At 68.0% G+C, this 12,230-nt stretch carries 13 protein-coding genes and 1 pseudogene; 7 read left to right on the top strand and 7 right to left on the bottom strand.

What is annotated here, in order from left to right:
* Positions 1-28: 28 nt before the first annotated feature.
* From ACNPQM_RS28325 to ACNPQM_RS28315, 3 genes are all read left to right on the top strand, one after another.
* Positions 29-742 (top strand): TVP38/TMEM64 family protein, encoded by a 714-nt coding sequence (locus ACNPQM_RS28325; protein WP_418086191.1) that lies wholly within the window; start codon positions 29-31, stop codon positions 740-742.
* 231 nt (positions 743-973) lie between these two features.
* Positions 974-1,846, top strand: coding sequence for an undecaprenyl-diphosphate phosphatase (locus ACNPQM_RS28320; protein ID WP_358856178.1), 873 nt, complete (start codon positions 974-976; stop codon positions 1,844-1,846).
* Between the two features lie 421 nt (positions 1,847-2,267).
* Positions 2,268-2,615: a hypothetical protein gene (locus ACNPQM_RS28315; RefSeq protein ID WP_418086190.1), complete on the top strand. Its 348-nt coding sequence runs from the start codon at positions 2,268-2,270 to the stop codon at positions 2,613-2,615.
* A 1,294-nt stretch (positions 2,616-3,909) separates the two neighbouring features.
* On the opposite strand, the gene ACNPQM_RS28310 is transcribed toward ACNPQM_RS28315, so the two are convergent.
* The 3 genes and pseudogenes from ACNPQM_RS28310 to ACNPQM_RS28300 form a co-directional block, all read right to left on the bottom strand.
* Positions 3,910-4,296 carry a hypothetical protein gene (locus ACNPQM_RS28310; RefSeq protein ID WP_418086189.1) on the bottom strand — a complete coding sequence of 129 codons (387 nt, stop codon included), beginning with the start codon at positions 4,294-4,296 and terminating at the stop codon, positions 3,910-3,912.
* A gap of 420 nt (positions 4,297-4,716) precedes the next feature.
* Positions 4,717-5,521, bottom strand: a pseudogene (locus ACNPQM_RS28305) (IS5 family transposase); the annotation flags it as partial.
* A gap of 45 nt (positions 5,522-5,566) precedes the next feature.
* Positions 5,567-6,151 (bottom strand): DinB family protein, encoded by a 585-nt coding sequence (locus tag ACNPQM_RS28300; protein WP_358856181.1) that lies wholly within the window; start codon positions 6,149-6,151, stop codon positions 5,567-5,569.
* A gap of 5 nt (positions 6,152-6,156) precedes the next feature.
* Between ACNPQM_RS28300 and ACNPQM_RS28295 the strand changes: the two genes are divergently transcribed.
* Positions 6,157-6,285, top strand: a complete 129-nt coding sequence (locus ACNPQM_RS28295) for a hypothetical protein (protein ID WP_281066960.1) — start codon at positions 6,157-6,159, stop codon at positions 6,283-6,285.
* A gap of 30 nt (positions 6,286-6,315) precedes the next feature.
* A complete protein-coding gene (locus ACNPQM_RS28290; RefSeq protein WP_418086188.1) occupies positions 6,316-6,822 on the top strand; it encodes a hypothetical protein in 507 nt (168 codons plus the stop codon).
* A gap of 1 nt (position 6,823) precedes the next feature.
* Here the strand turns inward: ACNPQM_RS28290 and ACNPQM_RS28285 are convergent, their stop codons facing one another.
* On the bottom strand, positions 6,824-7,441 hold the full coding sequence (locus ACNPQM_RS28285; protein ID WP_418086187.1) for a TetR/AcrR family transcriptional regulator C-terminal domain-containing protein: 618 nt from the start codon (positions 7,439-7,441) through the stop codon (positions 6,824-6,826).
* A gap of 65 nt (positions 7,442-7,506) precedes the next feature.
* Here ACNPQM_RS28285 and ACNPQM_RS28280 point away from each other — a divergent pair, with 65 nt between their 5' ends.
* Positions 7,507-8,769, top strand: a complete 1,263-nt coding sequence (locus ACNPQM_RS28280) for a beta-ketoacyl-[acyl-carrier-protein] synthase family protein (protein ID WP_418086186.1) — start codon at positions 7,507-7,509, stop codon at positions 8,767-8,769.
* Here the strand turns inward: ACNPQM_RS28280 and ACNPQM_RS28275 are convergent.
* Complete coding sequence (locus ACNPQM_RS28275; RefSeq protein ID WP_418086185.1) at positions 8,728-9,012, bottom strand: helix-turn-helix domain-containing protein; 285 nt, start codon at positions 9,010-9,012, stop codon at positions 8,728-8,730. The two genes, ACNPQM_RS28280 and ACNPQM_RS28275, sit on opposite strands and share 42 nt — an antisense overlap.
* Positions 9,012-9,245 (bottom strand): tyrosine-type recombinase/integrase, encoded by a 234-nt coding sequence (locus ACNPQM_RS28270; protein ID WP_418086184.1) that lies wholly within the window; start codon positions 9,243-9,245, stop codon positions 9,012-9,014. Before ACNPQM_RS28270 ends, ACNPQM_RS28275 begins: the two co-directional genes overlap by 1 nt.
* 138 nt (positions 9,246-9,383) lie before the next feature.
* Here ACNPQM_RS28270 and ACNPQM_RS28265 point away from each other — a divergent pair, with 138 nt between their 5' ends.
* Positions 9,384-10,181: an NAD-dependent epimerase/dehydratase family protein gene (locus tag ACNPQM_RS28265; protein WP_418086183.1), complete on the top strand. Its 798-nt coding sequence runs from the start codon at positions 9,384-9,386 to the stop codon at positions 10,179-10,181.
* Positions 10,182-10,389: 208 nt separating this feature from the next.
* Here the strand turns inward: ACNPQM_RS28265 and ACNPQM_RS28260 are convergent, their stop codons facing one another.
* Positions 10,390-11,487: an IS630 family transposase gene (locus ACNPQM_RS28260; protein WP_418086182.1), complete on the bottom strand. Its 1,098-nt coding sequence runs from the start codon at positions 11,485-11,487 to the stop codon at positions 10,390-10,392.
* Positions 11,488-12,230: the final 743 nt, after the last annotated feature.

Here is a 12,230-nt window from a genome sequence, read left to right as displayed (position 1 = left end):
AGAAGGAGATGTCGGTTACTCTCCCCGAATGCTCGACCCCGTCCCCGCCGCCCGGCCCGCCACCGGCCTCGCCGTGCGCTGTACGAGGGCGCTGCTCTCGCCCTGGTCCCGGTTCTCGCTGCTCGTGGCCATGCTGCTGGCCGCCGCGGCGACCACGCTGCTTCTCGATCCGCAGCGCCTCCTGGCCCATGGCTGGCCGTCGCAGCTGAGCGGTGGCGGCGCAGCGGTCCTGCTGTTCGGCCTCGCGTACGGCCTGTCCACTGTGGCATTCGTGCCTCGGCCGCTGCTCAACCTCGCCGCGGGTGCGCTGTTCGGGTCGCAGGCCGGTCTGGCAGCCGCCCTGGCGGGCACGGTGCTCGGCGCGGGCATCTCGTTCGGGCTGGGCAGGGTACTGGGGCAGGACGCGCTCCGTACGCTGGTGCGCGGGCGCTGGCTGACGGCTGCGGACGGGCAGCTGAGCCGGCACGGCTTCCGTTCGATGCTGGCGCTGCGGCTCTTCCCGGGGGTTCCGTTCGCCGCTGCCAACTACTGCGCCGCGGTCTCACGGATGGGGTATTCGCCCTTCCTCGTGGCCACCGGGCTCGGCTCGATTCCGAACACCGCCGCCTACGTCATCGCGGGCAGCGAGGCCTCGTCCCCGACATCGCCCGCGTTCCTGGCGGCGATGGGCTTCATCGTGCTGACGGGCGTCGGTGCGGCCGTCGTCGCCTGGCGCAAGCGGCACCGCCTCGCCAGGGACTGAGCCTGTGAGCCGGTCTGCGGTCCAGTTCCCCCCTGACATCACCGGCGGTTCGCGATGGGTGCGGGGGCAGTCGTACCCCTGTTCACCCAAGGGCGATACGCTGCCCGCGCACCACAGACGATCACGGGCCCGACGTGGCCCGTCCCTCATATTGACCGCAATCCGCACGCTGTCGACGGCTCTGAAGGCCGTCGACCGATGCACGATCACTTCCGGGATGGCCAAAGCCCCATGAGCTGGTTCGAATCGTTCGTCCTGGGCCTCGTTCAGGGACTGACCGAGTTCCTGCCGATCTCCTCCAGCGCGCATCTGCGGCTCACCGCAGCGTTCGCCGGCTGGCAAGACCCGGGGGCGGCCTTCACTGCCATCACCCAGATCGGCACGGAGGCCGCAGTCCTCATCTACTTCCGGAAGGACATCGTCCGGATCGTCTCGGCCTGGTTCCGCTCGCTGACCAACCGGTCGATGCGCGGCGACCACGACGCGCAGATGGGCTGGCTCGTCATCGTCGGCTCCATCCCGATCGGCGTCCTCGGCGTGACCCTCAAGGACCAGGTCGAGGGCCCGTTCCGCGACCTGCGACTCATCGCCACCACGCTGATCGTGATGGGCATCGTCCTCGGCATCGCCGACCGCCTCGCCGCCCGCGACGAGGTGGGTGGCAAGCACCGGGCTATCCGGGAGCGCAAGTCCCTCAAGGAACTCGGCGTCAAGGACGGCCTGATCTTCGGCTTCTGCCAGGCGATGGCACTGATCCCCGGCGTCTCCCGCTCGGGCGCCACGATCAGCGGCGGCCTGCTGATGGGCTACACCCGCGAGGCCGCGGCCCGCTACTCGTTCCTGCTCGCGATCCCGGCGGTGCTCGCCTCGGGTGTCTTCGAACTGAAGGACGCGGGCGAGGGGCATGTGTCGTGGGGGCCGACGATCTTCGCGACGTTCATCGCCTTCGGCGTCGGATACGCGGTCATCGCCTGGTTCATGAAGTTCATCACGACCAAGAGCTTCATGCCGTTCGTCATCTACCGGATCATTCTGGGCATTCTGCTCTTCATCCTGGTCAGCGCGGGGGTTCTGAGCCCGCACGCGGGCGAGTCCACCGGTTGACCGAGTCGCCGCACCTAGCACCATCCAGCGCATTCTGACGATTTCACGCATCCATGCGTCATGATCGCCTCCCACTTCTCTCCCACTCGGGAGACCGGGAGACGCACGGCTGAACAGCTGTGCGACAGCAAATCCGGGGACCGAAAGAAGGGCCTGCACAGCCTCAAGCTGTGCAGGCCCTTCTACGCGGCGGCCAAGTCCTGGTCGGTCCAGGTCGAGGCGAGCCGGTGGGCCCTGGACGCCCTCGGCGAGCGCCTTCTCCGGGTCCGGGCTGATCGTGGCCAGGGCCACCGCAGCGCTCACAAGGACGTCGCTCAACTCCTTCTCGACGTCCGACCAGCCGTGGCTGTCGCCCTTACGAGGGTTGGCGCCGAGGGCGCCGGTGACGGCCTCGGAGACCTGACCAACCTCCTCCGCGATCTTGAGGTGGCAAGACCGCCTCCGCGTCCCGAACTACCTCGCCGTGATCGAGTACGGCCAGCGCCTTCCACTGGACCTGACCCATCCGGTCCACCGCCGCGTACTGCGCACCGCCCTCGACAACGCCCGGCGCCTGGATCTGCGCGAGGTCCCCGCCGGCGACGTACAAGGCTGGATCGGAAGGGCGCGCGAGATACGGCTCTCCCTGGGCCTTCCTCAGCCCGAGAACGCCAATGCGCCCCGGCCACACCCCGCCACACCAGCTGCACCCGGGCGGCACCTTCCCGGGCTGGCGCCGCCCTCCACGGCCAGCTCCACGCCCACCCGCGCCACTACGACGAGATCCTGAGTCGGCACCTGCTCCGCCCTCTCGCCGCATTCGGCGACACCCCGCCGATCTCGTGGTTCACCCAGCACCGGGAGATGGCCCGCCCGGACGCCGATCAGAGCCTCGACCTCACACTGCACCTGCCGCAAAGCACGTACGGCACCACGGCCGAACACACCCACACCTAAGGGCTGTCACTCTTCACGCCGTCGGCCTGGCGTCCGGGCTCGTCCTGGCCACCCGCCAACCGCAGACCGGGCGCTTTGTCCACCAGGCGGCCACGACGACGCATGCTGCGACGCGAATTACGTTCCAGGTCATGGCGAAAATCGGACCCTGTGAATCCGCCTCTGTGCTCAATCGCTGAGTGGCGTCGAAGGAGGCGATCAATGGAACAAGCAGGCGGAACAGAAGGCCATCAACTCCGGGCGTTCGCGCTACGTTCCCCACGAGTCCCACAGGCGCACCGAACACGAAAGCCGCTGTTCCCCACACGAGAATTTGCCCCTCGCTGGAGGCGCCAGAGGCGGGTGGGCCTCGAAGACGCCTGGGATCTCCTCGACGACGCGCACTGGATCGAATGGCGCGGCGGACGGGCCCACCGGTACGAAGCGGCGTGACGTGTATCGAAAGTAGATCTTGACCGCGCGATGATCTCGGCAAGTGCCGCCGATGTCGCCGACCGGTCAGCCACCGGGTCCTCCACTGCCAAAAGCCCCACCGTTGTCACCCTTGCGTACGTTCCTTAGCGAAGAGGGCCGATTGATCTCATATGGGCTGAGACCTTCCCCGAAATCATCTGCAGCCCTCAAAGGCCGCTGGCTTCGAGGGGACCGCTCGGCTCGCAGTCCCTGCTGTCGTGCCCGAGACCGACGGCGCGCGTCCCACCAGAGGAGGCCAAGCAGAACAGCGACTACGGCCACTGCTATGCCGAGGGGGAAAATCCAGCGCACAGCCGAAGCGGCCACTGTGATGTCACCGATGGGCACCTGGCTCACAAGATGGCTCATCTGGCCCACGTCCTTCCTGAGGGGATTCCACCGCTCACAAAGCGAGGCAGAGGCTTCCGCTCATTGGAGAGAGCCCGCGATGGCCGGAGCCGTGGGAAACTCCAATCCCGCCACCCTTGGCGGGATCAATCTCGCGCGGCCCGCCCGAACTGGACGTCTGGCAAGGCTCAAGCTCCCTGATAAGTCTACGGCGGGGAGCGTGCGGGGGGCCGCTGGAGCAAGCGCAAAAGGCTGCATACAGCTATTTGCTGCGCGCGGCCCTGCGAGCCTTGTGGCGCTCTACGGGGCCGCCTCTCCCCCGGCGGTCAGAAACCTTGATAGGCGAGGAACACGAGCACCATAGCGACGATCACGGCGGTGACCCAGCGCTCGATGGAATCCATGTCCGACCACCCCTCGGTGCGGTGGCAGTCGATGCGATCGCCGACCGGGATGCGGCCCCCCGGCACCTCCTCCTCTCCCGGTGCCTTCTCCCTTTCGAGTTCTTCCTTCGCCTTCCTGGCCTTCTTCCTCGGGCCCCGTTTCCTGGGCGCGGGTGCCTCTTCTGCGGCGGGCTTCAGCGGGGCCGGCCGCCGGACGAGTCGATCGGACGCGGCAGCGATGAGGACCTGGTGCCCGATGGCGAGGCGTTCGGCGGTGCCGCCCAGACCGCGGTGGGCCCAGTCGGCAATGCGGGTGGTCAGACCGGGCATGTCAGAAACCGCCTTCGACGGCGGCGATGACCTGGGCGCCGACCTCGTTGCAGAGCGGGACGAGGGACTTCTGGACGAGGCCGCCGTAGCCGCCGGTGTAGGTGAGGCAGACGCCGCAGAACAGGCCGCCGATGAGGCGCAGACGCTGAGCCGGGCGCCACCACGTCGCTCACACAGTGCAGACTCGCGGGTCGCTTCCCACTTGGGTGCGAGTTCTTCGAGCAGTTCGCCGAAGTGTGCGCGAGAGACTCCGCACAGGGCAGGATGGGAGCAGGCCGTACGGGCCCAGGTCAGCTTCACAACTTACCCAACCCGTACGGCCCTTCTCATGTCACGGACCAAGCCCTCCCGCATTGCCCTCAAGGTCGTAACGACCTCGGGAACGATCGACTCACCGTTGGTGAGGCTTCTGTCAGACCGTTTCGCGAGCTTCTTGTAGCAGGTCAGGGTGGCGGCCAGGCCGAGGAAGACGAGGAAGTGCGAGCCCTTTCGTTCGTATCGGACGGTGAGGCGGCGGTAGCCGAAGAGCCAGGCGATCGACCGCTCGATCTTCCAGCGGTGCCGACCGAGGCGTTCGCCGGACTCGATGCCGGGCCGCGCGATGCGCGCGACGAGCCCGCGCTCGCGCAGCCAGGCCAGGTGTTCGGCGGAGAAGTACGCCTTGTCCGCGCGGAGTTTGACGGTCGGCGCCGCCGTGGTCCCCGGCGGGACCGGACGGCGGGTATGCCGCGGATGAGCGGCTTGAGGGCGAGGCTGTCGTGCATGTTCGCGCCGGACACGGCGACGGCGAGCGGGATGCCCTGGGCATCGGACAGCACGTGCAGCTTGCTGCCCTTCTTGCCGCGATCGACCGGGTTCGGCCCGGTCAGCGATCCCCGCTTTTGGCGCGAACGGAGGACGTGTCGACGATCGCCGAGGTCCAGTCCACCTCGCCCCGGGCCCCGAGTTCGTCCAGCACCGCCCGGTGCAGCCGACGCCAGAGACCGGCCTCGGTCCATACCGTGAAGCGGCGATGCGCGGTGGCGGGCGACGTGCCGAACGTCGGCGGCAGATGTCGCCAGGCACAGCCGCTGGTCAGCGCGTACACCACTGCCGTGAACACGGCCCGCTCGTCACACGGAGCGGTCCCACCACCTTGCGGACGAGCAGCGAACGACGGCAGCCACGGGGCGGCCAGCTCCCAGAGTTCATCAGGAACCGGACGCTTCGATAGATCAGCACCCACGACCGGCATCATGCCGCACGAACATCACGTCACGTGAGACAACCTCTAAGCCTTGATTGGTGCGGCCGACCTGGCGGCCTGCTCGATCTTCGCGCAGTAGGCTGCACGGGCTTCCTCGTCGATCTGCTTCTCGTGTTCGGCGCGCAACCCGGTCCGGCCGTCGAGGCCCTCGCGCAGGATATCGGCGTGCCCGGCATGCCGGATGGACTCGCCGAGGACATGGACCATGATGGCGAACAGGTTCGTGTCGGCATAAGGCTCCGGCCACCACGGCACGTGGCCGGGGGCGCCGAGGGGAAGCTCGTTGATCGTCGCGTCCGAGTGTTCCCACGTGCGCCGGTAGAACCCGATGATCTGATCGCGGGTCTCGTCCTCGGTCGCCCACAGATCGCTGCCGTTGGAGTCCTGCCACCGGGGCAGCGGTTCCGGGGACGGGCGGTCGAAGACCTCGCCGAAGTACCTGGCCTCGACGGTGGCCACGTGTTTGACCAGGCCGAGGAGGTTGGTCCCGGTCGCTGTCAAAGGTCGGCGGGCGTCGTATTCGGACAAGCCGTCGAGTTTCCAGAGCAGCGCCTTGCGGTCCCGCCGCAGTCTCCCGTGCAGGTTGTCTTTCGCGAATTCATCGATCATGCGGCATGAGCCTGCCATGGGCTGCTCGTGGTCTCAAGATCCCGTACGTGGTCCGCAACGACCGGCAGAGCCGAGGCCTGGCCATGGCCGCCGCCCTGACCTGCTACAAGAAGCTCGCGAAACTTGCCACGTGAGACAACCTCTTAGTACTCCAGTCTGACTCCGTGATTACCGACGCCAGCCTGGCCACGGACGTCCCGGCGCTCGCCTCGATGCTGCGGGACGACGTCCGGTGCTCGATGCCGCCCACGCCGGGCCTGTACGTCGGCCGCGACGCGGTGGTGAACGACTGGGTCGAGAGCGGCTTCGAGGGCATGAAGGGCCTGCGCGGCGTCCTCACCTCCGTGAATCGGCAGCCCGCCGTCGCCTTCTACCTCTGGCGGAAGCGGGAGGGCGCGTACCTGCCGCTGACGATCGACGTCGTGCGCGTCACCGGCGGGGCGATCACCGAGATCGTCATCTTCCAGGACGACCAGTTCCCGCGGCTCGGGCTGCCGGAGCGCCTGCCGGCGGACGGCACAGTCCCGGTGTCGACGCTCGCGCTGCGCGGTGGCGCGCGTGTCGCGGTGGTCGCGGTGGTCGCGGCGGAGTGGTGCGACGCGTTCGGCGTCGTCACCCGCGGGCGGGTGCAGCTGGAGCTCCACGTCGGCGAGCCCGGCCTGTTCGACTGAGCTAACCGGGATCGGGTCCGTCGTGGATGGTCAATGCTCCGGCGAGGTCGAGGTCGGCGACAGTGCCGTGTGCCCCGGCGCGGACGAGCAGCACTGCGCCGAGCGCGGTGCTCCAGAACGTCCTGGCCTCCACGTCGAGCGGTCGACGGGCCGTCCAGCCGCGACTGTCGACGAGCTGGCTCACGAAGCGCTCGGATTGCCGGAACAGCAACTGGAGGTGCCGGTCGACCACGGGGGCGAGTTCGGGCTTGGAGATCCCGGCGGCGAGTGCTCGCGTGACTGACGGGAGCGAGGGCATGGCCAGTACGGCGCGGGCGATGTTGCGCCGGAATGTCGCCGCATCGGGGGCTTGGCGACCGATGCGCTCAATCCGTCGGGCGTCGTGCAGCAGGCCGAGGAAGGCGGCGTGCACGAGCAGTGAGTCCTTGGAGCCGAAGTGGTAGGTGACCTGATTGGGGAAGACGCCTGCCGCGTTCGCGATCTCCGCGACGCTCATCTCGGCGCCGGGCCGCTCCTTGCAGAGCTGCGCAGTTGCCTCGATCAGCCGGCGCCTCGTCGCGCGACCGCGGTCACGCGAACGGGCCGGCGTTGATCGGGCTTCGGTTCGCTTCTTCTTCACACCAAAATTGTATGTGATACAACAGGGATTGTTGTTTGTATCGCATACAAGAAAGGTGGAGGGGCATGCACCGGACTGAAGTCGTCGTAACCGGACTCGGCGCGATCACACCACTCGGGGCAGACGTGGCGTCCACCTGGGACGCCCTGCTTGCCGGCGAGTCCGGCATCCGCGGCGGCGTCCTGCGCGGCCACGAGGACGTCGGCCTTCCCGACACCGTCGCGGGGACAATGGCGATCGACCCCGCCGAATTGCTGCTGCCGGTACAGGCCAGGCGGCTCGACCGCTCGCAGCAGGCGGCCTTCATCGCGGCGGCCGAAGCCTGGGCCGATGCCGGTGCCCCGGAGGTGGACCCGGACCGGCTCGCCTCGGCGATCGGCACGGGCATCGGCGGCATAGGGACGCTGCTGAAGGAGGACGACGTACTGGAAGCGGCCGGGACCCGGCGCGTCTCGCCACGCACGGTCCCGATGCTCATGCCCAATGCGGCGGCGGCGCTGATCAGTATCGAGTACGGCGCACGGGCCGGGGTCTACACGCCCGTCTCGGCATGCTCTTCCGGTGCCGAGGCGATCGCCCTGGGGGCCAGGCTCATCCGTGCCGGCGAGGCGGACGTGGTCATCGCGGGCGGGACCGAGGCCGCAACCACCCCGATCACCGTCGCCGGCTTCGCCCAGGCACAAGCACTGTCGAGGCACACCACCGAACCCGCCTCAGCGTCACGGCCGTTCGCCGCGGACCGCAGCGGATTCGTCCTCAGCGAAGGCGCCGCTGTCATGGTGCTCGAAAGCGCCGAGCATGCCAGCGCCCGAGGCGCGCGCGTCCACGCCGTGCTCGCGGGCGCCGGCATCGCCGCCGACGCCCACCACATCACGGCGCCCGCTCCCGACGGCTCCGGTCAGATCTCCGCCATGCGGAAGGCCCTCGCGCAGGCCGGTTTGGCTCCCGAGCAGATCAGTCACATCAACGCCCACGCCACCGGAACTCCGGTCGGCGACGTCGCGGAGGCACACGCGATCGGGGAGGTCTTCGGCCACGCCACCGTGACAGCCCCCAAGGCCGCGCTCGGTCATCTCTTCGGCGCCGCCGGCGCGATCGAAGCACTCATCGCCGTCCTCAGTGTGGAGCACGGCGTCATCCCGCCGACCCGCAACCTCACCGCGGCCGGCATCGATCCCGACATCGATCTCGATGTCGTCGCAGAGCGACGAGACGTCCCCCAGGAGGCGGTGCTCAGCAACTCCTTCGGTTTCGGTGGGCAAAACGTCTCACTCATCGTCACCGGCTCACGGCACCACGCGTCCCGCACAGCCCCGACCACACCATGACCCACGCGAACGCACCGTTGTCCGTGCAGGCTTGACCCGCTTGGGTCGGCGGGCCGCCAGGAGCGCGGCCAGCACCGGCATCGAGAGCCGTTCGGGGGTGCCGGAGACCAGGCGGTGGACCTGGGACGCGGAGAGTGTGATGCCCCGCTCGGACAGGTGGGGCATCAGCTCGGTGACGGTGAACATGCCGCGGGCGGCCATCAGCTCGCGCAGACGCCACCGGTAGCTGATCTGGCGTGGCATCAGGAGCTCCTCCCCGGCCGCAGGGCGACGTCGACGGTGGCGTCCAAGACGCGGCGCAGGGTGCGAGTGCGCAAGTCGGAGGAGACGCAGGTGTAAATCGCGGTGGTGGACGCATGGTCGTGGCCGACCTGGTGCTGGACAAACAGCGGGTCGAAGCCAGCCTCGATCAGATGGGTGATGTAGGTGTGCCTTGTGTCCGCAGAAGCTGTGTGCGGGTGACCTCGTGTGGCCATTGAGCGGGGCTGTTGCCGAGAGGGGATTCGTCTCTGGGGTGGTGCGAGGTGTGCGATTCCCGGTCCGCGGACGTGATGCAGATAACTTTGGCCAGGGCCCTCGTGGTCGGGCTGTCGGTGGTGCGGCAGAGTGGCCGCATGGGAACGAGTCTTGGAACCGTGGTGGTCACCGGTGCGGCCGGGCGAGTCGGGTCGGCGGTGCGGGTCGGCTTGCGTGGTGAAGTCGAGCGCTTGGTGCTTGTTGATCGTGTTGGTCTCGCCGTGCAGGACGCGGTCGAGGAGGTGCGGCAGTTCGACCTGCGTGACGCCGAGGCTGTGACGGCGGCCTTGGCGGGTGCCGATGCAGTGGTGCATCTGGGCGGGGTCCCGGATGAGGCGCCCTTGCCGGACCTGCTGGATGGCAATGTTCTGGGGACACATAACGTGCTGGAGGGCGCGCGGCGGCAGGGGGTCGGGCGGGTGCTGCTCGCCAGCAGCAACCGTCTCACCGGCTTCTATCCGGCGTCGGAGACCGTAACTCCCGAGATGCCGCCGCGACCGGACGGTCTCTATGGGGTGAGCAAGGTTGCGATCGAGGCCCTGGGGCGCCTGTATGCGGACAAGTTCGGCCTGTCCGTGGTGTGCCTGCGCATCGGGAGCTTCGAAGACGTACCGACGGAGCATCGTCACCTGGCGACATGGCTGAGCCCTCGCGACTGCCTCGGTTTCATCCGTGCGGCTCTCCAAGCCCCCGACATCCACTTCGAGACCGTCTATGCCGTTTCCGCCAATGCCCGCCGGTTCTGGGGCATCGAGGCCGGAGCGGCCTTGGGATACACGCCCGTTGACGACGCGGAAGTCCATGCGCCGGGTATTCCGCCGGACAGGGACACGGCGGCGAGCGGCCTGCAGGGCGGCGCCTATGCCGATGCGGAATACACACTCCGGCATGTGTAAAGGTGGCTGGACGCTATGGCCGGGCATGTCAGCTGCAGGTCCCGATCACGGTGGTCCGAGGTGCCGGAAGGCGGCTGACTCGGCTCGTCTGGGCGGCGGCCTCGCGAAGGTGCACGAGCCCAGCAAGCCATCCGCTCCCAAGGGCGGAGGGCAGCCGCATGAACGGGCCGATCGACCTCCGCACGGCCGTCCTGCTGCTAGTGGCTCGTCAGGCAGCCTTGGCCGGGTAATGCGTCCAGGAGCGGATGGGTGAGTCGGGGGCGAAGTTGGTCTTCGGTTCGGTGCGGGCATTGCGCCAGCGGACGTAGGCGGCGATGGCCGCGTTCTGCTCGTCGTGGCTGCGATGGTCGGTGCCGTTGAGTGCGAAGTAGCGCAGGGCTGCGAACTCGGCCTCGATCCAGTTCAGCCAGGAGCCGTAGGTCGGCAGGAAGACCAGTTCGATGTCGTTGTCGGCCGCCCAGGTGCGGACCTTGGCGTGCTTGTGCGGGGAGAAGTTGTCCAGCGCCACATGCAGCCTCTCCCCGGGCCAGCGGGCGCGCAGGGCCTTGAGGAGGGCGAGGAATTCGCGCCAGCGCTTGCGCGGGCGGATGCGGTAGTACAGCTTGCCGGTGGCCAGATCGAGGGCAGCGAGCATGTGCCTGACGCCGCTTGTGCGGTTGTAGGTGGCCCGCAGCCTGCGCGGACGCCTCACCGGCCCCCACGCCTTGCCCTTGCGGGGCATCAGGTTCAGCGGTCCGAACTCGTCGACGCATATCACCCGCCCGTCGGCGGGCGGGGTGTCGTACAGCGCCAGGATGCGGTGCATCTTGGCGATGAACTCCGGGTCGGTGGACGCTTTCCACGTAGTGGTGGTCTTCCAGGAGACTTTGCCCTCGCGCAGGATCCGGCGCAGGGTCTCCCGGCTGATGGCCGCGGCCACCTTCTGCTTGACCAGGTGCTCGGCGAGCTTGCTCAGGCTCCAGGTGGAGAAGGCGGTGATCTTCCAGTCGGCGGGGGACGTCCGGGCGATCAGGCAGATGTGCTCGCGTACCTGGTCACTGATTGTCTTGGGGCGTCCCCCGCTCCATTTTGGGTCCAGCGCGTCGAACCCCCGCTCGTTGAAGGCGTGGATGACATCGCGGACGTAGTCCTCGCCGACCTGCATCAGCGTGGTGATGTCCTTGACCGTCTGGCCCTGGGCGGACATCAGCACCACGATCGCCCGGCGGAGTTTCACCGGGTCCTTCGCGGTCCGGCTGATCCGCTGCAGCCTCCGGCCCTCGTCCATCGTGACCGGCCGGACGAACACACTCGGTCGACGTCCCACGCCCACCTCCAAGATCAGGTCTTGGAGACAGTCTGCTGACCGACGAGCAGGTCGTACGACGGGTCTGAGCAATTCGGTTGGCGAGTCGGCAGGGCGCAGTTTGCGAACGGACCCCCCATCACACCGCCGGCGGTTCCAGGTCGACCCCGTCGCTAAACCGGAACCCCAAGGCGTGAACGAGCGCGAAGACCAAGTCCTCCGCCAGCGGATCACACTCAGCCACCAGGGCAGCCCTGAGCGCCACCGGGTCCGGCTGAAGGCCAGCCCCTCGAGCCCAGGCTGCAGCTCGCTCACCTACTTCGACCGAATCACCGATCCACTCACCAGGGAGGCCGTAATTCCGCGCCATCTCCGGCGACAAAGCACATTGCCATGACCGGCCATCGGGACTCGCTGCCTGAACTGTCGCGAAGTCGCTGTCAATCACATGACAGACCAGGACAGAAGTGCGCGTCTCGCTGATGATCGAAGGGTCAGGATCTGCGACAGGGCACGCTTGTACGATCTGCCACTCGCCATCACGCGCCCACCAGAGCGGCACATAGTCCGAGGCCCGCATCGCCGCCAACTCCGTCAGCGGCCGACCGGCTCGCGCCACGATGAAAGACCCCGAGAACCCCATGACCGGGAACCATAGTCGCGATCACTGACAGTGATAGTGGTATCCGGGTTCCCGGTGGTCGTGACTCGATCACTGACTGACGTCCTGCTGGGCTGTCTTCGCCTTGGTCTGTCCGGCTGCC

It is taken from the genome of Streptomyces sp. NPDC056231 (assembly GCF_048270745.1).
Lineage (GTDB): Bacteria > Actinomycetota > Actinomycetes > Streptomycetales > Streptomycetaceae > Streptomyces.
The sequence above is the reverse complement of the archived record's forward strand: the minus strand, read 5'-3'. Positions and strand labels throughout refer to the sequence as shown.

Excerpts from the sequence above, each read along its gene's own strand:
- ACNPQM_RS28275 (WP_418086185.1), bottom strand. The coding sequence starts at position 9,012 with ATGCCACGCCAGATCAGCTACCGGTGGCGTCTGCGCGAGCTGATGGCC.
- ACNPQM_RS28300 (WP_358856181.1), bottom strand. The coding sequence starts at position 6,151 with ATGATCGATGAATTCGCGAAAGACAACCTGCACGGGAGACTGCGGCGG.
- ACNPQM_RS28325 (WP_418086191.1), top strand. The coding sequence starts at position 29 with ATGCTCGACCCCGTCCCCGCCGCCCGGCCCGCCACCGGCCTCGCCGTG.
- ACNPQM_RS28320 (WP_358856178.1), top strand. The coding sequence starts at position 974 with ATGAGCTGGTTCGAATCGTTCGTCCTGGGCCTCGTTCAGGGACTGACC.
- ACNPQM_RS28310 (WP_418086189.1), bottom strand. The coding sequence starts at position 4,296 with ATGCCCGGTCTGACCACCCGCATTGCCGACTGGGCCCACCGCGGTCTG.
- ACNPQM_RS28280 (WP_418086186.1), top strand. The coding sequence starts at position 7,507 with ATGCACCGGACTGAAGTCGTCGTAACCGGACTCGGCGCGATCACACCA.
- ACNPQM_RS28270 (WP_418086184.1), bottom strand. The coding sequence starts at position 9,245 with ATGGCCACACGAGGTCACCCGCACACAGCTTCTGCGGACACAAGGCAC.
- ACNPQM_RS28265 (WP_418086183.1), top strand. The coding sequence starts at position 9,384 with ATGGGAACGAGTCTTGGAACCGTGGTGGTCACCGGTGCGGCCGGGCGA.
- ACNPQM_RS28295 (WP_281066960.1), top strand. The coding sequence starts at position 6,157 with ATGAGCCTGCCATGGGCTGCTCGTGGTCTCAAGATCCCGTACGTGGTC.